Origin of the sequence: Microvirga aerophila (assembly GCF_003332305.1) — a bacterium.
Classification (GTDB): Bacteria; Pseudomonadota; Alphaproteobacteria; order Rhizobiales; family Beijerinckiaceae; genus Microvirga; species Microvirga aerophila.
On the sequence record NZ_QOIO01000003.1, the window covers coordinates 203,657 to 224,337 of the forward strand.

General features: G+C 64.6%; 23 protein-coding genes. 11 read left to right on the forward strand and 12 right to left on the reverse strand.

From position 1 onward, the window contains the following. Nucleotides 1-17 precede the first annotated feature (17 nt). Nucleotides 18-1,256 (reverse strand): aspartate kinase, encoded by a 1,239-nt coding sequence (locus DRB19_RS03325; protein WP_114184644.1) that lies wholly within the window; start codon nt 1,254-1,256, stop codon nt 18-20. Between the two features lie 143 nt (nt 1,257-1,399). Between DRB19_RS03325 and ubiG the strand changes: the two genes are divergently transcribed. After that, nucleotides 1,400-2,143, forward strand: a complete 744-nt coding sequence (gene ubiG, locus DRB19_RS03330) for a bifunctional 2-polyprenyl-6-hydroxyphenol methylase/3-demethylubiquinol 3-O-methyltransferase UbiG (protein WP_114184609.1) — start codon at nt 1,400-1,402, stop codon at nt 2,141-2,143. Here the strand turns inward: ubiG and nhaA are convergent. Then, nucleotides 2,116-3,339 (reverse strand): Na+/H+ antiporter NhaA, encoded by a 1,224-nt coding sequence (gene nhaA, locus DRB19_RS03335; protein WP_114184610.1) that lies wholly within the window; start codon nt 3,337-3,339, stop codon nt 2,116-2,118. The two genes, ubiG and nhaA, sit on opposite strands and share 28 nt — an antisense overlap. 57 nt (nt 3,340-3,396) lie before the next feature. Next, a complete protein-coding gene (locus tag DRB19_RS03340; RefSeq protein ID WP_114184611.1) occupies nt 3,397-3,918 on the reverse strand; it encodes a metallophosphoesterase family protein in 522 nt (173 codons plus the stop codon). A gap of 262 nt (nt 3,919-4,180) precedes the next feature. On the opposite strand from DRB19_RS03340, the gene DRB19_RS03345 reads away from it, so the two are divergent. Next, complete coding sequence (locus tag DRB19_RS03345; RefSeq protein ID WP_147021664.1) at nt 4,181-4,561, forward strand: hypothetical protein; 381 nt, start codon at nt 4,181-4,183, stop codon at nt 4,559-4,561. 209 nt (nt 4,562-4,770) lie between these two features. After that, nucleotides 4,771-5,187 carry a hypothetical protein gene (locus DRB19_RS03350; protein ID WP_174799912.1) on the forward strand — a complete coding sequence of 139 codons (417 nt, stop codon included), beginning with the start codon at nt 4,771-4,773 and terminating at the stop codon, nt 5,185-5,187. Nucleotides 5,188-5,231: 44 nt separating this feature from the next. Here DRB19_RS03350 and DRB19_RS03355 read toward each other — a convergent pair whose 3' ends face one another. The 4 genes from DRB19_RS03355 to DRB19_RS03370 are packed head-to-tail and all read right to left on the reverse strand — an operon-like array spanning nt 5,232 to nt 7,679. Then, complete coding sequence (locus DRB19_RS03355) at nt 5,232-5,675, reverse strand: DUF1178 family protein (RefSeq protein WP_114184613.1); 444 nt, start codon at nt 5,673-5,675, stop codon at nt 5,232-5,234. Between the two features lie 58 nt (nt 5,676-5,733). Beyond that, nucleotides 5,734-6,600: a carbon-nitrogen hydrolase family protein gene (locus DRB19_RS03360; RefSeq protein ID WP_114184614.1), complete on the reverse strand. Its 867-nt coding sequence runs from the start codon at nt 6,598-6,600 to the stop codon at nt 5,734-5,736. A 20-nt stretch (nt 6,601-6,620) separates the two neighbouring features. Then, entirely contained in the window at nt 6,621-6,878 is a 258-nt protein-coding gene (grxC, locus tag DRB19_RS03365) for a glutaredoxin 3 (RefSeq protein ID WP_114184615.1), read from the reverse strand. Nucleotides 6,879-6,929: 51 nt separating this feature from the next. After that, nucleotides 6,930-7,679: a ComF family protein gene (locus DRB19_RS03370; protein ID WP_114184616.1), complete on the reverse strand. Its 750-nt coding sequence runs from the start codon at nt 7,677-7,679 to the stop codon at nt 6,930-6,932. Between the two features lie 152 nt (nt 7,680-7,831). Here DRB19_RS03370 and DRB19_RS03375 point away from each other — a divergent pair, with 152 nt between their 5' ends. The 4 genes from DRB19_RS03375 (at nt 7,832) to DRB19_RS03390 (ending at nt 11,293) form a co-directional block, all read left to right on the forward strand. Then, complete coding sequence (locus tag DRB19_RS03375; protein ID WP_114184645.1) at nt 7,832-8,713, forward strand: methyltransferase domain-containing protein; 882 nt, start codon at nt 7,832-7,834, stop codon at nt 8,711-8,713. 89 nt (nt 8,714-8,802) lie between these two features. Beyond that, nucleotides 8,803-9,168 carry a DUF427 domain-containing protein gene (locus tag DRB19_RS03380; protein ID WP_114184617.1) on the forward strand — a complete coding sequence of 122 codons (366 nt, stop codon included), beginning with the start codon at nt 8,803-8,805 and terminating at the stop codon, nt 9,166-9,168. Between the two features lie 139 nt (nt 9,169-9,307). Then, nucleotides 9,308-10,672 (forward strand): calcium-binding protein, encoded by a 1,365-nt coding sequence (locus tag DRB19_RS03385; protein WP_147021665.1) that lies wholly within the window; start codon nt 9,308-9,310, stop codon nt 10,670-10,672. 174 nt (nt 10,673-10,846) lie between these two features. Beyond that, nucleotides 10,847-11,293: an acyl-CoA thioesterase gene (locus DRB19_RS03390; RefSeq protein ID WP_114184619.1), complete on the forward strand. Its 447-nt coding sequence runs from the start codon at nt 10,847-10,849 to the stop codon at nt 11,291-11,293. On the opposite strand, the gene DRB19_RS03395 is transcribed toward DRB19_RS03390, so the two are convergent. Both DRB19_RS03395 and DRB19_RS03400 read right to left on the reverse strand, forming a co-directional pair. Further along, nucleotides 11,277-12,203, reverse strand: a complete 927-nt coding sequence (locus DRB19_RS03395; RefSeq protein ID WP_114184620.1) for a DMT family transporter — start codon at nt 12,201-12,203, stop codon at nt 11,277-11,279. The two genes, DRB19_RS03390 and DRB19_RS03395, sit on opposite strands and share 17 nt — an antisense overlap. 9 nt (nt 12,204-12,212) lie before the next feature. After that, nucleotides 12,213-12,623 carry a (deoxy)nucleoside triphosphate pyrophosphohydrolase gene (locus DRB19_RS03400; RefSeq protein ID WP_114184621.1) on the reverse strand — a complete coding sequence of 137 codons (411 nt, stop codon included), beginning with the start codon at nt 12,621-12,623 and terminating at the stop codon, nt 12,213-12,215. Between the two features lie 159 nt (nt 12,624-12,782). On the opposite strand from DRB19_RS03400, the gene DRB19_RS03405 reads away from it, so the two are divergent. After that, complete coding sequence (locus DRB19_RS03405) at nt 12,783-13,151, forward strand: hypothetical protein (protein ID WP_114184622.1); 369 nt, start codon at nt 12,783-12,785, stop codon at nt 13,149-13,151. A gap of 12 nt (nt 13,152-13,163) precedes the next feature. On the opposite strand, the gene argJ is transcribed toward DRB19_RS03405, so the two are convergent. Then, nucleotides 13,164-14,411, reverse strand: a complete 1,248-nt coding sequence (argJ, locus tag DRB19_RS03410; protein WP_114184646.1) for a bifunctional glutamate N-acetyltransferase/amino-acid acetyltransferase ArgJ — start codon at nt 14,409-14,411, stop codon at nt 13,164-13,166. 148 nt (nt 14,412-14,559) lie between these two features. On the opposite strand from argJ, the gene DRB19_RS03415 reads away from it, so the two are divergent. Then, nucleotides 14,560-14,772 (forward strand): hypothetical protein, encoded by a 213-nt coding sequence (locus DRB19_RS03415; protein ID WP_114184647.1) that lies wholly within the window; start codon nt 14,560-14,562, stop codon nt 14,770-14,772. A 99-nt stretch (nt 14,773-14,871) separates the two neighbouring features. Here the strand turns inward: DRB19_RS03415 and DRB19_RS03420 are convergent, their stop codons facing one another. Further along, a complete protein-coding gene (locus DRB19_RS03420) occupies nt 14,872-15,768 on the reverse strand; it encodes a peptidylprolyl isomerase (RefSeq protein WP_114184623.1) in 897 nt (298 codons plus the stop codon). A 256-nt stretch (nt 15,769-16,024) separates the two neighbouring features. On the opposite strand from DRB19_RS03420, the gene secA reads away from it, so the two are divergent. Both secA and DRB19_RS03435 read left to right on the forward strand, forming a co-directional pair. Further along, nucleotides 16,025-18,838: a preprotein translocase subunit SecA gene (secA, locus tag DRB19_RS03430; RefSeq protein WP_114184625.1), complete on the forward strand. Its 2,814-nt coding sequence runs from the start codon at nt 16,025-16,027 to the stop codon at nt 18,836-18,838. 257 nt (nt 18,839-19,095) lie between these two features. Beyond that, on the forward strand, nt 19,096-20,262 hold the full coding sequence (locus DRB19_RS03435; RefSeq protein WP_114184626.1) for a sensor histidine kinase: 1,167 nt from the start codon (nt 19,096-19,098) through the stop codon (nt 20,260-20,262). Between the two features lie 227 nt (nt 20,263-20,489). Here the strand turns inward: DRB19_RS03435 and DRB19_RS29720 are convergent. Continuing rightward, the coding region (locus DRB19_RS29720) for a hypothetical protein (protein WP_210207438.1) at nt 20,490-20,681 on the reverse strand (192 nt) is incomplete at its 5' end.

Below are 20,681 nucleotides of genomic sequence, written 5' to 3' on the forward strand. Positions count from 1 at the left end.
CACCAACGAGACGTCAATCAGGCTTGATCAAGGCCGTATAGCGAGTGGAGCGTGCGTACGGCAAGCTCCGTGTAGGCCGAGTCGATCAGAACCGAGAATTTGATCTCGGAGGTAGTGATGGCCCGGATGTTGATGCCCTTGTCGGCCAAGGCTTTGAAGGCCTTGGCGGCCACGCCCGCGTGACTGCGCATACCCACCCCGATGGCCGAGACCTTCACAACGTCCGTCGCGCCCTGAAGATCCTTGAACTCGATCTCGCCCTTGTGCTCGTTGAGCACCGCGCAGGCCCGCTCGTAATCGGCCGCCGGGACCGTGAAGGTGAGGTCCGTGGTGGTGGTGTCGTCGGACACGACCTGGATGATCATGTCCACGTTCACGTTGGCTTCCGCCAGCGGCACGAAGATGGACGCCGCGATGCCGGGTTTGTCCGCGACGTTCCGCAGCGTGATCTGGGCCTCGTCGCGGGAATAGGCGATGCCCGTGACAACCTGCTGTTCCATAATGTCTTCCTCGTCGCAGATGAGGGTGCCGAGCTTGGGGTCGGCGGGATCGTCGAAGCTGGAGCGCACATAGGTCGGAACGCGGTGCATCATGGCGAGCTCCACCGAGCGCACCTGAAGTACCTTGGCGCCCAGCGACGCCATTTCCAGCATTTCCTCGTAGGATACCTTGTCCAGGCGCCGGGCCTTGGAGACGATGCGCGGATCGGTGGTGTAGACCCCGTCCACGTCCGTGTAGATGTCGCAGCGCTCGGCTTGGATGGCGGCTGCCAGCGCCACGGCGCTGGTGTCCGAGCCGCCGCGACCCAGGGTGGTGACGCGCCCGGTGGGCTGGTGCATGCCCTGGAAGCCCGACACCACGGCGATTTCCTTGCCCTTGGAGAAGCCGTCGAGGATGCCGGTGCCGTCGATGGCGGCGATTCGCGCCGAGCCATGGGCGTCCGAGGTCATGATCGGGATCTGCCAGCCCTGCCAGGAGCGGGCCCTCAGGCCCATCTCCTGCAAGGCGATCGCCAGAAGGCCGGACGTGACCTGCTCGCCGGAGGCGACCACCACGTCGTATTCCTTCGAGTCGTAGAGGGGCGACGCCTCCTTGACCCAGCCGACGAGCTCGTTGGTCTTGCCCGACATGGCGGACACGACCACGGCCACATCGTAGCCGGCTTCGACCTCGCGTTTGACGTGCCGCGCCACATTGCGGATGCGTTCGACCGTGGCGACGGATGTACCGCCGAATTTCATCACCAGACGGGGCATGAGCGAGGGGAGCCGTGATTTATGAGAAACTTTGCCCCTTCGCGGCGCGAAAAGGCGCGTATACATGACGGCGAGGCCGCGCGCTGTCAACGCGCAGAATTGCATGCGTCCCCTCGTTTTGGAGAGGGGCGGAGGAGACCCTGATGCCAGACGCCGCATCGACCACCATCGACCCGGCCGAGGTCGCCCGTTTCGAGCGCATCGCCGAGACGTGGTGGGACCCCAAAGGGCCCATGAAGGTCCTGCACCGGTTCAATCCGGTGCGCCTCACGTATATCCGCGATGAGGCCTGCCGCCGGTTCGGGCGCGATCCCAAATCGGCCCGCTCGCTCGAGGGGCTGACGATCCTCGACGTGGGCTGCGGCGGGGGGGTGCTGTCCGAACCCCTGGCCCGCCTTGGGGCCCGGGTGACCGGCCTCGACCCGGCCCCCACCAACGTGTCCGTGGCGCGGCTTCATGCGGAGCAGGCCGGCGTTCCGGTCGATTACCGCAACGAGACCGTGGAATCCGTGGTGGCCAAGGGAGAGACCTTCGACATGGTGCTGGCCATGGAGGTGGTGGAGCACGTGGCCGACGTGCAGGCTTTCGTGAACGCCTGCGCGGCCGCCGTGAGGCCGGGTGGGGCGCTTGCCATGGCGACCCTCAACCGGACCCTGCGCTCCTTCGCGCTCGCCATCGTGGGAGCCGAGTACGTGTTGGGCTGGCTGCCCAAGGGCACCCACGAATGGGACAAGTTCGTCACGCCGGACGAACTGACGGCCGCCATCGAGACGGCGGGCTTTGCCGTCAACGATCTGACCGGCGTCGCCTACAATCCCCTGCGCGGGGATTGGTCTCTATCTCGGGACACGGCCGTCAACTACATGCTTCTCGCCTCTCGGGCATAAGGCCTCTCCCGCGGTGCAACCCGCAGGAGCAGGAAGCCCGCAAGAGCCGACAGCAGGGAACCGGCCAGCACGCCGATCTTGGTGGCGTCGATCAGATTCGGCTGATCGGGGAAGGCTAACGCCCCGATGAACAGGCTCATGGTGAAGCCGATGCCGCACAACAGCGCCACCCCGTAGCACTGCAGCCGGGATGCGCCCGCCGGCCTGTCGGCCAGCCCGAAACGGATTGCGAGTTCGGCGAAGGCGTAGACGCCGACCTGCTTGCCCAGGAAGAGGCCCAGGGCGACGCCGAGGGGCAGGGGCGTGAGAATGGCACCGAGGGCCATGCCCTCGAAGGACACACCCGCATTGGCGAAGCCGAAGATCGGAATGATCGCATAGGCCACCCAGGGCTGGAGCGCATGTTCCAGCCGGTGGAGGGGCGAATCCTCAGCCCTGGTCTTTTTCGGCTGCGCCTGAAGGGGGATGGTCAGGGCGAGGGCAACGCCGGCCAGCGTGGCGTGAATACCGGACTTCAGCACGAAGAACCACAGCGCCGCCCCGAGGACGAGGTAGGGCGAGAGCGCCGTCACGCCGAAGCGGTTGAGGACGACGAGAACCACGATGCACAAAGCCGCCAGCCCGAGCATCGGCAGTGCGAGGTTGCTGGTGTAGAAGATCGCGATGATCAGGATCGCCCCTAGATCGTCCAGGATGGCCAGAGCCGTGAGGAAAATCTTGAGGGAGGTGGGCACCCGGGTGCCGAGAACCGCCAGCACGCCGAGTGCGAAAGCGATGTCGGTTGCGGCCGGGATCGCCCAGCCGCGCAGGAGGTCGGGATCATTCCAGGTCACGGTCAGATAGACCAGCGCCGGCACCACCATGCCGCCGAAGGCCGCGATTCCTGGCAGCACCCGGCGCGGCCAGGTGGAGAGCTGCCCGTCGAGGAATTCGCGCTTGATCTCGAGCCCCACCAGAAGGAAGAACACAGCCATGAGGGCGTCGTTGATCCAGTGCAGAACGCTCAGGCCGAACACATAGGTCTTCAGGACACCGAAATAGATCCCTGAGGCCGGCGAGTTGGCGATCACCAGCGCGACCACTGTCACGCCCATGAGGATGATGCCACCCGAGGCCTCACTGTCGAAGAAGCGCCGCATCAGCGAAACGCGCCGATGGCTCTGGATCTTCTTCACATCGCCTCGTGCGCGATCCATCGCTGTCTCCTGTCCAACCGATGTCGGTCTTACGGCGGATGGGCCGCAATCAAAAGCTCAAACGTTCACTGCCCGATGACGAATTCGGGAGGAGCCGAGAACCTGCTCCAGTCTCACCGGGCGATAGTCCCAGGCATCCACGCCCACATCGAACTGACGGGTCTGGCGTTTGAGCTTGCCGTGGGAATGACCGTGCAGGTCGAGCCAGCCGCGGCCCATGTTCTTCCAGGTGCGGAACGCGTAGTGGCAGAGCACGAGGGCGTGGCCGTCGACGAAGAGCTCCGCATAATTCTGCACACTCGCCCAGCCTTGCGCCGAAAGCGTCGCCTGACCGTCGTTGTTGCCGATGATGAGATGCTTGCGGCCGTTGAGGATGTTCAACAGCTCGTCGATCCGCTCCGGGCGCACATGCAGGGCGAAATCGCCCAGATGCCAGACCTCGTCATCGGGCAAGACGGTCTCGTTCCAGCGGGCGATAAGGGCCTCGTCATGCTCGGGGATCGACTTGAACGGACGCTTGTCGATGCGCAGCACCCGCGGATCGCCGAAATGCGTGTCGCCTGTGAAGTAAACCGCCAAGAGCTGCCGTTCCCCGATTCCGGATTCAGATGGGGCGTGACGATGAAAGGTCGAGACTGCATCCGCGGCGACCGGGCAAGCCGGCGTCTCTCGGATGAGAGACGGAGATGAGAGTATTTCCTTAAGGGAAGCTGTGCTTATTGAGACGCGACATTCGGCCAAGTCGAGACAATAAAAGCCCCCAACAGCTAGGCTCGCCGCAACCCGGATGCTCTTCGGGCAGGGATCATCCTGCCGCACTCATCAGCCTTGGGGGCTCACTTTGAAAATCTTCACGACGATCGCCGGCGGCTTCTTCGCAGCTCTTCTCTTCGGTGCGAGCCTTCCGGCCATGGCTGGCGGGCCGGGCGTCTATACGGTCAAGGGTAACAACGGCGAGCCCGACAGCGACTACACGGGAACGCTGACCATCGTTCAGACGAGCAAGGATACGTACAAGCTCACCTGGAACATCGCCGGCGACAGGTACGACGGCTTTGCGATCGGCGACGAGCGCATCCTGGCCGCCAGCTTCAGCAGCAAAGGCGCCAGCGGAACGGCCCTCCTGGTCGAGGACGACGAGAACAAGGGCGGTTACAAGAGCATCTGGGCCTTCAAGGGTGAGACCCAGCTCGGCATTGAGGTGATCGTGCCGAAGAAATGAGGCATCGGGCTGAACGGACTGGAGGGACCACCCCAAATTCGCCTCACAGCCATCAGCATCTGAGCAGCCGCGGGCGATCGCGGCTGCTGTCCCGTGTTTGGGTGTTCCCGAGCCGCGGCGACCTTGACCTTATTGTGAACTGCCCGGGCGCCAAGACGTTGTACTGTTGGGTCCAGCAGCTATTCGGCTGCTCATTCCGGAGTCCGGTCATGAGAAAGCTCGTGCTCTCTGCCGGCGCTGCCCTCATCCTACTTGGCAGCGTTGGGTCCGCTGACGCGCAATACCGCTATCGCCACGGCTATTACCGGGGTGGCTGGGGCGGTGGCGCGGTCGCCGCCGGCGTGGTCGGCGGTCTCGTGCTTGGCGGACTCGCGGCAGCCGCGGCTAGGCCGGCTTATGCCTATCCGTACGGCTATGGCTACGCGCCTCCACCCCCACCTCCGTACTATGGCGGCTATTATCAGTCCGCTCCCGTCTACGGGCCCACTTACGGCTATCCGGCCTATGGCGGAGGCGTCGTATATTCGGCTGACCCGTACGCTGCGTATCATGAGGTCCGCGGCGGCTACCGGACCGTCTACCGACGTGGCTACGGGCGCGTGATCATAGGTGGCCCTGCCTACTGAGGGGCAGGTGGCGGGCCAAACTTCACGGCTTTCCGCACGATGGACTAGTTCCGGTCGTCCGGCGCGACCGGCAAGGGAAGGATGTCGATGCCTTCCTCCAGGAGCGCCCTCACGTCGGCCGATTCGGCCTCGCCGTAGATCGAGCGCTCCTCCGCCTCGCCGTAATGCATCTTGCGCGCTTCCTCGGCGAAGCCCTTGCCGACATTTTCCGAGTTCTGCAGCACATGCTCGCGGAAGGCGCGGATCATGGCCCGCAGCTCCTTTTCCTTCTCGGAGATCGCCGCAACGGGCTGAGGCTCGGCGGCCGCGACCGGGGCTTTGTCCTTGCGGGCGACGGAGGGCGCCATGATCTGCTTTTCGACCTTGGCCGAGTTGCAATAGGGGCAAGTCACGAAGCCGCGCTTGCGCTGCGTCTCATACGCCTCGCTCGAAGGAAACCAGCTTTCGAAGGGGTGGGCCTGCTCGCAGGCCAGGGCATATTTGATCATGGCTTTCAGATGGGGATTCAGCAGCTTTAAGCCAAGATTTCAAGACCTGCCGGAAAGCCTAGGCCGATGCGGCCCGGCCTGCGGGCCGCGGAGCCGGCACAGCCTCGACCTCGAAGGTGCGGGCATTCTTGAGCGTTGGGATACGGGCGCGCGCATCGGTCACGAGGCCCACATCGATCTCGGCCAGGATCACCCCGGGCTCGGTTCCGGCCTCGGCCAGAATCCGACCCCACGGATCGACGATGAGGGAATGACCAAAGGTCTCGCGGCCGTCCTCGTGCAGCCCACCTTGAGCGGCCGAGATCATGAAGGAGCCGGTCTCGATGGCCCGCGCCCGGTGCAGCACGTGCCAGTGGGCCTCTCCTGTCTGCCTGGTGAAGCAGGCCGGCGCCGACAGGAAGGATGCGCCGCTCTCGGCCAGGGCTCGGTAGAGCGCCGCGAACCGCACGTCGTAGCAGATGGTGAGCCCAAGCCATCCCCAGGGGGTCTCGGCCAGCACCGCCCGGTCGCCGCCCGCATAGGTGGCCGATTCCCGCCAGCTTTCTCCGTTGGGCAGATCCACGTCGAACAGGTGGACCTTGTCGTAGCTTGCTGTGATCTCGCCGTCCTGGCCGATCAGGTAGCCCCGGTTGGCGATCCTGTCGCCGGCCTTCACCGCGATGGAGCCCACATGGACCACGATGCCCCGCTCGCGGGCCACCTCCCGCAGGGCGTTCAGGGTCGGGTCCTGCGCCTCCAGCCCCACTTTCTCGAACAAGGCCGCGCGGTTACGCTCCAGCAGGGACGTCATCTCCGGCGTCTGCACGAAGTGAGCGCCCCTGTCGGCTGCCTCCCTGGCCATCGCCACCGCCGCGTCGCGGTTCCTGATCGGATCGCGCCCGGAACGCATCTGGACGCAGGCGGCTGTGAAGCGGGTGGCGGTCATGGGGGCCTCGAAATGTCCGGTCAGGCCTGTAATAGGGCCTCGAGCTGGCCCTTGTCATCCAGCGCGTAGAGATCGTCGCATCCGCCCACATGGCGGTCGCCGATGAAGATCTGGGGCACGGTGGTGCGGCCGCCGGCCTTCTGGATCATGTCCTGACGTTGGTCGGGCTTCGCCTCGATGTCGATCTCGGTGAAATCGACCCCTTTCTCGGTCAAGAGCTTTTTGGCGGCAGCGCAGTAGGGGCACCAGCTTTTCGTATAGATCGTGATGGACGACATGAACCTTCGGTCTCCGTGGATTGAGGATCATATAGGACGGCTTCGGGTCCGTTACAGTTCCTGCGCGACCCGCGCGAACGCCAGGATGTCCACCCGGGCCGCCCCGCCGCGCAGCAGAGCCCTTGCGGCGGCGTTCGCGGTCGCGCCCGTCGTGAGGACATCGTCGACGAGAAGGACGCGCCTGCCGGAAAGTCGCGCTTCCTGGGCAGCAGGAACGCGAAAAGCCCCCTGGAGATTGTCCTGCCGCTGAGGCTTGGTCAGCCCCACCTGGCGCCGCGTCGCTTTCACCCGCGCCAGCAGGAACGGATCACAGAGTACGCCGCTTTGCCTGGACACGACCGAGGCCAGGGCTATGGCCTGGTTGAACCGCCGCCGCCATAAGCGCCAGCGATGAAGCGGGACCGGCACGATCACGTCCGCATCCGCAATCAGCTCCGCCCCGGCCCGAGCCATCATCTGGCCCAAGGCCGGAGCAAGCTCCAGCCGGTCGTTGTATTTGAGCCGGTGGACCAGAAGGCTTGCTGTGCCGTCATATTCGGCGACCGCGCGGGCGCGCTCAAACACGGGCGGATCGGCGATGGCGGCGGGGGACAGGAGGGGCTGGCCGAGATTCAACGCAAACGGCGTCCCGAGCCTCTCGCAATAGGGCCGCTCGATGAACCGGATGCCCGCCCAGCAGGCGGCGCACAGGGCATGCGGCTCGGCCGTGGCCGCTTGGCAAGCGATGCAGGTCGGCGGGTAGAGCAGGCCGAGCAGGGCATGCCCGGCCTGGCGCGCCGCATCGCGCAGACGGGATGTCATGGATGGACAGGATGCTTCGGCGGGTCGGCTCATCGGCCAAGCTTATTCGAAGCGAAGCCGAACGTCTAAGCCGGGATGCAGGATCGGAGGACCAGATCGTTCCGCGCACGGCCCTTGGCGTCGCGGCCTTTTCACGCCATATCGGGCGCCTGATGAGCACTCCCGTCGTCTTCGACCGTCCCCTTGTCCGCCACCGCCTCGAACGCGCCTTGCGCGACGGTTATGCGGATTTTCTCCTTGCCCGCGTGGTGGAGGACCTGGAGGAGCGGCTGGCCACCGTGCTGCGGCCGTTTCCGCTGGCGCTCGATGTGGGAACGCCCACGCCCGCCGCTGCGGACATCTTGCGCCGGAGCGGTCGCGCCGACGCGGTCCTGCGGGTGTCGCCGGTGGCTGAGCCCGGAGGGGTTCTCGGAGACGAGGAGCGCCTGCCTTTCGCAGGACAGAAATTCGATCTCGCCGTGTCGTGCCTGGCGCTTCAAAGCGTGAACGATCTCCCGGGGGCGATGATCCAGATACGCCGTGCGCTCAAACCTGATGGCCTTTTCATCGGAGCACTCCTCGGCGGCTCGACCCTGAACGAGCTGCGCCAGGCGTTCACCCAGGCGGAATCGGAGCTGGAGGGCGGGGTCAGTCCCCGGGTGGCCCCGTTCGTGGACGTGCGTGATCTCGGAGGGTTGCTCCAGCGGGCGGGCTTTGCCTTGCCGGTGACGGATTCCGAGGTGATTCGGGTGCGCTACGGCGATCCGTTCCGGTTGATGCGGGATTTGCGCCAGATGGGCCTTGCCAATGCGCTGAACGATCGCCGCAAGACCCCGTTGCGGCGCGCCACCCTGCTCAGGGCTGCCGAAATCTATGCTGAACGGTTCGCCGATCCGGACGGCCGCATGCCCGCCACCTTCGAGATTTTATGGCTGTCCGGGTGGGCTCCCCACGAGAGCCAGCAGAAGCCCCTGAGGCCGGGTTCGGCCAAGATGCGCCTGGCCGATGCGCTCGGGACCGTTGAGAATCCCACGCCGGGGCCGAAGAAGGATTGATGTCCTGATAACCCAGGGAGTTGCCCCTTGGGTTGCAGGCAGTCTCCTCTATGTTGTGTGTTCCAGGTGTGTTTGGAGCATTTGCCGCCATGAAAGAGCCCGGGGTCGACCATCCCATCACGATCGAGAAAAACCCGCATCGCATCCGGGTCGTGCTCGGCGGCTTCATCATCGCTGAGACCACGCAATCCCTGACCCTTCGCGAAGCGACTCTTCCGGTGGTGCACTACATCCCGCGCGAGGACGTCCACATGGACCTGTTGGATCCTACCGATCACAGGACTCATTGCCCCTATAAGGGCGATGCCTCCTACTTCACCGCGACGGCTGGCGGCTTGGTTCGGGAGAATGCAGCCTGGAGCTACGAGAAGCCGTTTCCGGCGGTGGGAGAGATCAAGGAGCACGTGGCCTTCTATCCGGAGAAGGTAGATGCGATCGAGGAATTCCAGGATTAGGAAGGCCTGATCGAATCGCATCAAGGATGACCCGCCACCGATCACGCGCCGGACCTCTTGCTACGCAAGGGAACCTACGGCCCCGCTAATCGTTGCAAGTACCCCGAAGTCGAGCTCTCGCGTTCGAGAGGAGAGGTCCTTGCCTACAACGATTGCAATCGAGTCTAAAACAGTTTCCTTCCGTGGCGTTGCTACACCGTATCAGCATCTCTACTTGGTCAAGACTATCACGGACGCGTCCGGCAATGTTCTGGATGAAAGGGTCATCCGGGGCGACGTAGGTGGCGACCTGACCCTGGTCACGCAGGCCAACATTCCCCTCTCGGAATCGGCCGATGCGCGTGGATCGGCCACGCCGGAGCAGCGGCGACACACCCCTCTCGATCTCAACGGGCGGGACCCGGAGCAGGTCTGGGCTCTGATGGTGCAGCACGTGGTCAATATCGATAAGGCCGGACTGCAATACGGCGTTGATTCCTTCGAGGTGGACAATGGCGGAGACGCCAACAGCAACACCACCGTCGCGTCGGCGCTTTACACAGTTGGCATCAGCCTAGCGCGCAATCTGCCGCGCGGGGTCGAGCCCAACGAGGTGCCTCTCTACAATAGGCTCGATGCGATGCTGGTGAACGACCGCTTGGTCGCCGGCGCCGAGAACGACATCATACGCGGCGGCGTCGGCCGTGATGGGATCAGGGGCAACGACGGCAATGACCGCCTCTATGGCGGGGCCGACGGCGACAACCTGAATGGTGGGTCGGGCAACGACCTGATGGATGGCGGCATCGGCAATGACCGCATGACCGGATCTGGCGGAAACGACACCTACCGGGTTGACAGCGCTCTTGACCGGGTGATCGAGTCGGACGCCAGCGCGGCCGGCGGCATCGACCGCGTGGAGAGCACCATCAGCTTCAGTCTCAGCCGCGCGGAGCGGGCCGGGGTCGAGCAACTCGTCCTGCGCGGCGGGAACGACTTGTCGGGCACAGGGAATCGCCTCGACAACTCCATCTCCGGCACCAGCGGCGACAACAAGCTTGTTGGCGGGTCGGGCAACGACTCCCTTGCAGGCGGCAGCGGCGAAGATCGTCTTCACGGACAATCCGGCAACGACAGCCTGAGGGGCGGAAAGGGCGATGACGATCTCATCGGCGGCTCGGGGAGCGACATCCTCAGGGGCGATGCCGGGCGGGACGCCTTCGTGTTCGGATCTGTCTCCCAGAGCGTCGCTGGCGCAACCACCCGGGACGTGATCCTGGATTTCACGTCCGCAGATGTGATCGACATGCAGGGCATCGACGCGAAAGCGCTTGCGACCGGCAATCAGACTTTTGGGTTTATCGGCTCCGCAGCCTTCACGGGAGCCGGACAACTCCGATTCGAGGCTGATGGCGCCGGCAACACGCTCGTGCAGGCCGATGTCAACGGCGACTTGGCGGCGGATTTCGAAGTTCTCCTGCAGGGCTATGTCGGCCCCCTCGGCAGAGGGGACTTCCTTCTCTAAAGCGTCCGACAACGTTCAGCCGTTCGGACCCCAGCCCGGTGCCCGAACGGCTGAACCGTCTCCCGTGCGTATCCACGATTCAGCGCTGGAGCGTCGGCTTGCGGCGTTGGCTCCGGGAATCCCTATGGCAGCCTCCAGGTTCGAGATTTCTGCGTTAATGCATGAGGCTGTCCGATGAGCGTCCCCGTATCGGAGCGTCCCGCGCGCCTGACCCGCGCCGCCTTCAGGCATATTCGCCCGATCGCCACCCGCTGGATGGACAACGACGCCTACGGGCACGTGAACAACGTGCACTACTACTCGTATTTCGACACGGCGGTGGCGGGTTGGCTCATTGAACGGGGCGGGCTCAAGATCGACGAGAGCCCCGTCATCGGCCTCGTGGTAGAGACGGGCTGCACCTATTTCGAAAGTGTGGCCTTCCCGGATGCGCTGGAAGCCGGGATCGTTGTCGCACATCTCGGCCGCTCCTCCGTGCGCTACCGGATCGGGATTTTTAGAGCAGAGGCCGAGCAGGCCGCGGCGCAAGGCCACTTCGTGCATGTTTATGTGGACCGGGCCACCCAGAGGCCTGTCGAGATCCCGGGCGAACTCCGCGCCGCGCTCAGCGAACTCGCCTGAAGCGGCCGCTAAGGGACACCAGGGCGACGCCCGCCAGCACCACCGCGCCGCCGATCATCTCCCGCGGGCCGATCTGTTCGCCGAGAAACAACACCGCCAGGATCGCCGTCCAGACGGGCATCAGGTATCCCACCATGGACGCCCTGGTCGGACCGGCTCGTCGGATCAGGCGCATGAACAGCAGGATCGGCAGCGCCGTCGACAGCACGCCCAGGGCAATGAGCGGAGCAGCATTCGGTGGCACGGACCCGAAGGCCCCCGGACCTGCGATCGCCAGGGCCAGCGCCGTCGCCGGAAGACCGGAGCCGAATTGCTGGCCGAGTGCGAGACGCGCGGGATCCGCCTGCTTGATGGAGCGCACGTAAAGGTTGGCGACCGCATAACTCAGGGCGACCGCCAGCATCGCGAAGGCTCCCGTGGCGCTGACGCCGCTGTCCGGAAAAGCCGCCGGGCCGATGAGAATGCCCATCCCCATGAAGCCCACGAGAACGCCGAGAAGCCGCTGCGGAGTCAATCTCTCGTCGGCATAGAGAAAATGGGACAGCACGGCGACGATGAGAGGGCCTGAGGCCTGCACCATGGCGGCGGACGCCGTGGTGATCTGGGTGAGCGCGTAGGCCACCAGGATATTCGGCAGCCAGCCGTTGAAGGTGCCGAGGATCCCCCAGGTCAGCCATTCATGACGTTGCGGCAGCAGGCTTTTGCCGAGCGCCGTGAACCACAAGGTCAGGGCCGAGGCCCCGACAAGACCGCGCATGGCCGCGAGCACGAACGGATTCACGCCTTCGCTGATCTTGATGAACAGGAAGCCGCTTGCCCATAGCATCGAGCAGGCCAGAAGATTTGAAATCAAGAAAGCTTGCGTCGGAGCAGCCGGGAGGCCGGAGGCTCCCTCTTGAGCAGCAGACATGACCCGACTCTAGACCATGAGGTCGAGCAGGAACGGGATCAGCGGCTCGTCCGCTGGGGGCATCGGGTAGCTGCGCAAATCCTGCGGCTTCACCCATTTCAACCCTTGCCCCTCGAGAGGCTGCACGAAGCCTTCCCAGCGGCGGCAGGCATAGAGCGGCATCAGGAGGTGGAAGCTCTCATAGGCGTGGCTCGCGAAGGTCAGCGGCGCGAGGCAGGCTTCCTTCACGGTGATGCCGAGCTCTTCACGCAGTTCGCGGATCAGCGTCTCCTCCGGCCGCTCGCCGGGCTCAACCTTGCCGCCGGGAAACTCCCACAGGCCAGCCAGCTGCTTTCCCTCCGGCCGCTGCGCCAGGAGAATCCGGTTGTCCTGGTCGATGAGGGCGACAGCAACGACGAGGGTGAGCTTGAGAGGGGGCAATGGGTCGAGCCCTTCGGTTCAATGGACGCGAGGCAAGGTCGCTCTCATAGCGCGCTTTGGATCAAGAGCGAACAGGTTTCCACAGCTTGACTATTGATACTTTATAACTCAGTTTCGGTGGGAATAAATGGAAATCTGGGGGCACTTTTGAAACTGGTATTGGGATCTTCCTTTGGCGTGATCGCCGGCACTCTGCTGGCAATGTCGACGCAGGCGCAGGCGCAAGACTGTATCGTCCCGCCGACCTACATCAACGGCTATCTGTCCGAGGTGGAAAGCGAGATGACGGTCAAAGCTGGCAAAGGCTGCCGCTTTGGCCTCAATGGCATCGAGGGCGCCATCACCGAGGCTGTCATTATTCAGAAGCCCAAAGTCGGCATGGCGGGAGTGCAGGGGCTCAGACCCTATTATATCGCCAAGCCGGGCTATCACGGACCCGACGAGTTCTCGTACGGGTTCATCGGAACGGGCCGGCATGGCGGTCCGATGCGGGTGGTGTTCAAGCGCAAGGTCACCGTTGTCCCGTGACAGCGGGGCCGATCAACTCCGGTAATCGCCGTTGATTTCCACATAGGCCTTGGTGAGGTCGCAGGTCCACACCCGGGCCTCGCCGCGCCCGAGGCCGAGGTCGACCCGGATCGTGATCTCGTCCCCTTTCATGTAGGCGGTGGTCTTCGCCTCGTCGTAGCTGGGGTCCCGAAGGCCTTTGACGGCCACGCGGATGTCCCCGAACCAGATCGCCAGCTTGTCGCGCTCGGCCGGCTCCCCGGCCTTGCCCACCGCCATCACGACACGGCCCCAATTGGCGTCCTCGCCGGCCACCGCCGTCTTCACGAGCGGGGAATTGGCAATCGCCATGGCAATGCGCTTGGCGGAGGTCGCGCCGGTCGCGCCGGTCACCTTGACGGTGACGAACTTGCGCGCGCCTTCGCCGTCCCGGGCTACCTGCTGCGCGAGGTCGCACAGCAAGCCCTCCAGGGCCTGCCGGAACTCCTTGAGGCGGCGGTCGCTCGGCAGCGAGATCGCGGGCGCGCCGCGCTTGGCGGCCGCGCCCGTGGCGAAGAACAGGAGCGTGTCGGACGTGGAGGTGTCGCTGTCCACGGTCACGCAGTTGAAGCTCTTGTCTGCGCCCTTCTTGAGAAGCGCCTGCAGCACGGAGGCTGCGATCGGGGCGTCCGTGAAGATGAAGGACAGCATGGTGGCCATGTCCGGCGCGATCATGCCCGCGCCCTTGGCCATGCCGTTGATCGTCACCTCGACGCCGCCGATCACGGCCGTGCGCGTCGCCACCTTCGGGAAGGTATCGGTGGTCATGATGGCTTTGGCTGCATCGAGCCAGGCGGTAGGCTTGGCCTTCTTCTCGCAGGATTGCAGCACGCCCTCGAATTTCGAGGCGTCGAGCGGCTCGCCGATCACGCCCGTGGACGCAACGAACACCTGCGAGGCCCGGCAGCCTGCCGCGCGGGCGGCAATGTCGGCGGTCAGCTTCACGGCCTCCAGGCCGGTCCGCCCCGTGAAGGCGTTGGCGTTGCCCGAGTTCACCACGAGGGCGCGGGCCACGCCTTTGGGCAGGTTCTTGCGGCACCAATCGACGGGGGCTGACGGGCATTTCGAACGAGTGAACACGCCCGCCACCGCCGTGTCCTTGTCGAGCGTCATGTACAGAACGTCCGTTCGGTTCTTGTAGCGAATGCCGGCCTCCGCGGTCGCGATCCGAACGCCCTCGATAGGGGGGAGAGTCGGGTACGATTTGGGCGCGAGCGGCGAGACGGTCACGGTCTTGGACATGCGGGACTCGAAGGAGCGATCGATAGGAACGGCGACCTGTGGTTTTTTAAGGCTTTTTGTCAAGCCCGCGCTTCGTCTGGCGTCGTGAAACGACGGAACGGCCGGCGCATCCTGCCGTTGATCCAGTCCGCAATCCATGGAGCGATTCATGACGAGCAAGCACCCGAAAACGAAGCTCGAAGAGCGGCCGCGCAGCGACCTGAACGTCGATCCCGGAATCGGCCGGTCCAAAGGGTCGTACATGACGGGCGAAGACCCGCGCGATCTCGACGGCGGCTCCACCTTCGAAGGCGACGTGGAGAACCAGACGAACCGCGAGGGTGGCGTCAATCCAGACCGCAGAGGCCGGACGAACAAGTAAGATCGTCCAGTCGGGGCGCTTCCTTCCGCCCTTACGACATTGGCGAAAAAGAAAAGGGCGGCCCTGGGAGCCGCCCTTCTCGCATCCCATGCGTGACGCTTACTGCTTCTTCTGCTCGACCAGGTTGCCCTTGTCGTCGAGGCGTTCGATCTTGGCGCTCTGGCGCAGGCCGAGAATCAGGTCCTGCTGGGCCTTGCGCTCCAGATAGGTGTTCACCTGCTCCTGCATCTCGTCGAAAGACGGCACGGGCTTGTTGCGCTTCTCCTCGACCTTGATCACGTGCCAGCCGAACTGGGACTGGACCGGGTCCGAGATCTGGCCCGGCTCCATCTTGAAGGCGGCTTCGGCGAAGGGCTCGACCATGCGGTCCTTGGTGAAGAAGCCGAGATCGCCGCCATCGGTCTTGGAGCCCGGATCGGTCGAGAGCTCGCCGGCCACCTTGGCGAAGTCCTCCCCGCCCTTCACGCGGGCCTGGGCCTTCTTGGCATCGTCTTCGCTCGCCACGAGGATGTGGCGGGCGCGCACCTCCTGCTCGGGGGTGACGCCCTTGGCGGTCTCGTCATAGAGCTTGCGGGCAGCCTCGGGGGTCACGGCCTTCCGGGCTTCCTGCTCCAGGTACTGGTCGAGCAGGGTCTTGTCCCGGTTATAGGCCAGCTTGCGGGCGAAATCCGCGCTGTCGCCCACCTTGGCGGCCTCGGCCGCCTTGGCGCCGAGCTTCAGGTCGATGAGGTAGCCGGTGAGCAGGTCGCGCTTCTGGGCTTCCGGAACGTTCGGCAGCTGCAGGGCCGGATCGGCGGCCGCGACCGCCAGGTCGCCCTCGGTGATGGTGAGGCCGTTCACCCGGGCGATCACCTTTGCCGGATCCGCAGGCGCGGCCGACGCCGTCGGCGCGGCGGGGGTTGCCGCCGGAGGGGTCTGGGCCAGGGCCGCGCCGGTGGCGAGCGGCAGGGCGACCCCGAGGGCAAGAAGGCTCGTCTTGAGCTTGGATGATTGCATGTCTGATCCTCTGGTGAGCTTTTTCAAAGACCGCCCACGAAGCGGAGCGATCGATGGCCTAATGTGTTTACGTTTGCAAGGGATGGCATATTTATGTCACAGCATCGCCGCTCGCGAGGCCTTGAACGAGGCTAAGCCTGTGGAAGCGGGGCTGCGCCACTCGGGCACAGCCTTTAAGATGCGTTTCGGCATAATTAAGTCTATAAGGCGGCTCAAATCGCCCTTTTCCAGAATCCTGAAAGTCTGAAGGCTCTCGATGTTCGGTGCTCTCGCGAAGAAAATCTTTGGCTCGGTCAATGATCGGCGGCTGAAGTCCTACCGGCCCAAGGTGGCGGCCATCAATGCGATGGAGGCCGAGCTCGCAGCCCTGTCGGACGAGCAGCTCCGCGCCCGCACGGACGAGTTCAAGGCCCAGCTCAGCCAGGGCAAGACCCTGGACGATATCCTGGTGCCGGCTTTCGCGACGGTCCGCGAGGCCGCCAAGCGCACCCTGGGGCAGCGCCACTTCGACGTGCAGCTCATCGGCGGCATGGTGCTCCATGAGGGCTCCATCGCCGAGATGCGCACCGGTGAGGGCAAGACCCTCGTGGCCACCCTGCCGGTCTATCTGAACGCGCTCGCCGGCAAGGGCGTCCACGTGGTCACGGTGAACGATTACCTGGCCCGCCGCGACTCGGAATGGATGGGCCAGATCTACCGCTTCCTCGGCCTCACGGTCGGCGTGATCGTCCACGGGCTCGACGACGTGGAGCGGGCCGAGGCCTATGCGGCCGATATCACCTACGGCACCAACAACGAATACGGCTTCGATTATCTGCGCGATAACATGAAGTACGAGATGGGCCAGATGGTCCAGCGCGGGCACAACTACGCCATCGTGGACGAGGTCGACTCGATCCTCATCGACGAGGCGCGCACGCCGCTCATCATCTCCGGCCCCCTCGACGATCGCTCGGACCTGTACAACGCAGTCGACAAGATCATCCCGCGCCTCGCCAAGAGCGATTACGACCTGGACGAGAAGCAGCGCGCCGTCTCCCTGACGGAAGCCGGCAACGAGAAGATCGAGGAGCTGCTGCGCGAGGAGGGCCTCCTGAAGGAGGGCGACCTCTACGACGCCCAGAACGCCACCCTCGTGCACCACATGAACCAGGCGCTGCGCGCCCACACCCTGTTCCAGCGCGACAAGGACTACATCGTCCGCAACGGCGAGGTGGTGATCATCGACGAGTTCACCGGCCGCATGATGCAGGGCCGCCGCTATTCGGAAGGCCTGCACCAGGCGCTCGAGGCCAAGGAGCGCGTGCAGGTTCAGCCCGAGAACCAGACGCTGGCCTCCATCACGTTCCAGAACTACTTCCGGCTCTACAGCAAGCTCGCCGGCATGACCGGCACGGCCGCGACGGAAGCCGACGAGTTCCTGGAGATCTACAATCTCGAAGTGGTCGAGATCCCGACGAACCGCCCCGTCTCTCGCATCGACGACGACGACGAGGTCTACCGGACGGCGGAAGAGCGCTACAAGGCAGTCATCCGCGACATCGAGGCGGCTTCCGCCAAGGGTCAGCCGACCCTGGTCGGCACCACCTCTATCGAGAAGTCGGAATATCTGGCCGAGCTCCTGATCAAGGACGGCTACACGCTCATCGACTTCGAGAACCCGCTGGCCCTCGAGCCGCTCTACAAGGACGCGCGCGCCGGCCGCGGCACCAAGCACTTCGCCGTGCTCAACGCCCGCTTCCACGAGCAGGAAGCCTTCATCGTGGCCCAGGCGGGCGTTCCGGGCGCGATCACCATCGCGACCAACATGGCGGGCCGCGGCACCGACATCCAGCTCGGCGGAAACGCCAAGATGCGCATCGAGCGCGAGCTTGCTGGCCTCGAGGGCGAGGAGCGCGCTGCGCGTGAAAAGGCGATCCTCGAAGAGATCGCCGATTTCAAGGAAAAGGCGCTGGCCGCCGGCGGCCTCTACGTGCTCGGCACCGAGCGTCACGAATCGCGCCGCATCGACAACCAGCTGCGCGGCCGCTCCGGCCGCCAGGGCGATCCCGGCCGCTCCAAGTTCTACCTGTCCCTCCAGGACGACCTGATGCGCATCTTCGGGTCGGACCGCATGGACGGCATGCTGTCCAAGCTCGGCCTGAAGGAGGACGAGGCGATCATCCACCCGTGGATCAACAAAGCGATCGAACGGGCGCAAGGCAAGGTCGAGGCGCGCAACTTCGACATCCGCAAGAACATCCTGAAATACGACAACGTCATGAACGACCAGCGCAAGGTCGTGTTCGAGCAGCGCAAGGAGTTCATGGCCGAGGAGAGCGTGCGCGACACCATCGACGACATGCGCCACGGCGTGATCGACGACATCGTGTCCAAGGCCATGCCTGAAAACGCCTATGCGGAGCAGTGGGATGTCGCCGGCCTGAAAGAGAGCGTCGCGAACTTCCTCAACCTCGACCTGCCTGTGGACGAATGGGCCAAGGAGGAGGGCATCGCCGACGAGGAGATCCGCGAGCGCATCCAGAAGGCCGCCGACGAGGCCTATGCGAAGCGTGTCGAGGAAAACACCCCGGACGTGATGAACTACGTCGAGAAGCAGGTGCTCCTGCAAAGCCTCGACCATCTCTGGCGCGAGCACCTCGTGACCCTGGACCACCTGCGCCAGGTCATCGGCTGGCGCGGCCTCGCCCAGCGCGATCCGCTCAACGAGTATAAGTCCGAAGCCTTCGAGCTCTTCAACAATCTGGTCGGCCACCTGCGCGAGCAGGTGACGGGTCAGCTCATGCGTATCCAGGTGGTGTTCCAGCCGCCGGAGCAGCAGGAGCTGCCGCCGATGTTCGCCCAGCACCTTGATCCCGCCACCGGCGAGAACGAGTTCGACATGGCCCAGGGCGGCAGCTTCGGCGCGGGCCGGGCCCTCGGCTTCGCGGCCGCCACCGCGGCCACCGAGCCGGTGGAGTCCCGCGATCCGAACGACCCCTCCAGCTGGGGCCGCGTCGGCCGCAACGAGCCGTGCCCCTGCGGCTCCGGCAAGAAGTTCAAGCACTGCCACGGACAATTCGTGGCCTGATGCTTTATGAACCACTGACGAGCAGGAGCCCGGCCTGAGCGCCGGGCTTTTGCTTGTCTGCCGTCAAGAGAGGGCCAAGAGAGGGCCAAGAGACGGCAAGGCGCGAAGCCGATGCCGCCCTCGATGACCAAAGGCCAAGCTTCCATCTTTGGATCGTGGCCACGAGTGGAGCGACAGCCGATCGATGGAACCGACCATGGACATTGCACTTGACTGAGCAGTGAATTGGCCCTCCGGGCGCGCAATCGAGAGGCTGGATGCCCAGGAAGACCGACAGTCCCGGCCCGGAACTCAAGCGCTTGAACGAGTATCAGCGTACGCTCGCGGCCTTCAGCCGAGTGGCCTCCGAGGTCCTGCCGACCGAGCGGCTGTTGCACTATGTGACCGCCCAGGTCTCCCGCGTCACCCATATCAGGCACGTGAAGGTGATGTGCTACCGGCCGGGCAAGGGTGATCTTCTGCTCGTGGCCGGCGTCGGCTGGAAGCCCGGCATCGTGGGCAACACGACGTTTCCCTTGGACAACGCCTCGCCTCCGGGCCGGTGCATGCAGACGGCAGCCCCTGTGGTCATCGAGGACCTGCCGAACGACACCGAATTCCGGATGTCGCCGATCCTGCGGGAGCATGGCATCGTGTCGGCCCTGAACGTGCCCATCAGGATCGACGGGCGCACCTGGGGCGTGCTGGAGGTCGATGCGGATGAGCCCCGCGCCTTCGACGAGAGCGACGTCACGTTCCTCGGCACGATGGCCAACATACTCGGCATTGCCCTTCTGCGACATGAGACCGACACCAAGGCGGCTGAAGCGGTCGCCGAATCCGCGCGGGAGAAATCCTTCGCGGAGGTTGTCCTCCGTGAGTTCCAGCACCGGGTGAAGAACAACCTTCAAACCATCATCTCCTTCCTGGCGCTCCAGCGGCGACATGCCTCCACGCCGGAAGACCGCAGCCGCTTCGTGAGCGTCATGGAGCGGATTCACGCCATCGCCCTGGCGCAGGACCAACTGTCGTTCGAGACAGGGGTCAGCAATGTGGAGTTCAGCGACTACCTGCGCGCCTTATGCGCCAATATCGATCCGCAGCGGGAGAACGTGACCATCCAGGTCGAGACCGAACGAGGGTCGCTGCTTCCACTCGACAGGGCCGTAGCGGCAGGGCTCATCGTCAATGAGCTTGTCACCAACTCGCTCAAATACGCCTTTGACGAGAGTGGCGGAATCATCCGGGTCACCTTTACGGTCAGCCCCGATCAGGCCGAGGCTCATCTTGCGGTCGAGGATAACGGGCGAGGAATGGGGCCGCCCCGCAAGGGAGGTCTCGGCCTGCAGCTCATCGATGCCTTCACCACTCAGCTTGATGGCCAAGTCGAGCAGGAACCGGTTGCGAAGGGCACGCGCACCTGCGTCAGCTTTCCGCTGGCCTAGCGATGCCAATTTCTCCCGGGTCGGGAAATCGGCTGCAATTATCATAGGTTAATGGGTCGGTACCAAGGCGGAACATCGGACCGGCGCCGCGGTTGAGCCGGATGCCCCGCTACTGCGGGAAGGGTGGAGTCGTCGAGCGGAAGCTGTCTACCGCCTCCTTGCGAGGCGCTGACGGATCCACTCCTGAGCCGCCTCCAGATCAGCAAATGTCGGCTGCTCCGGCCCGTTCAGGCGCCGAACCCTGCTTCCAATACCAATGGGCCTGACGCACCGTCATATTGCTCGCCGAGGTGGGTCAGCACCGCCACCAGCTGCTGCTTCTCATCAGGAATTTGCATGCCATCCTCATCACTGCCGTTGGCGACACGCACAGGCTGAAGGGTGAAGCTCATGCAGCGGCCTGATCCTGCTCCAGGTGC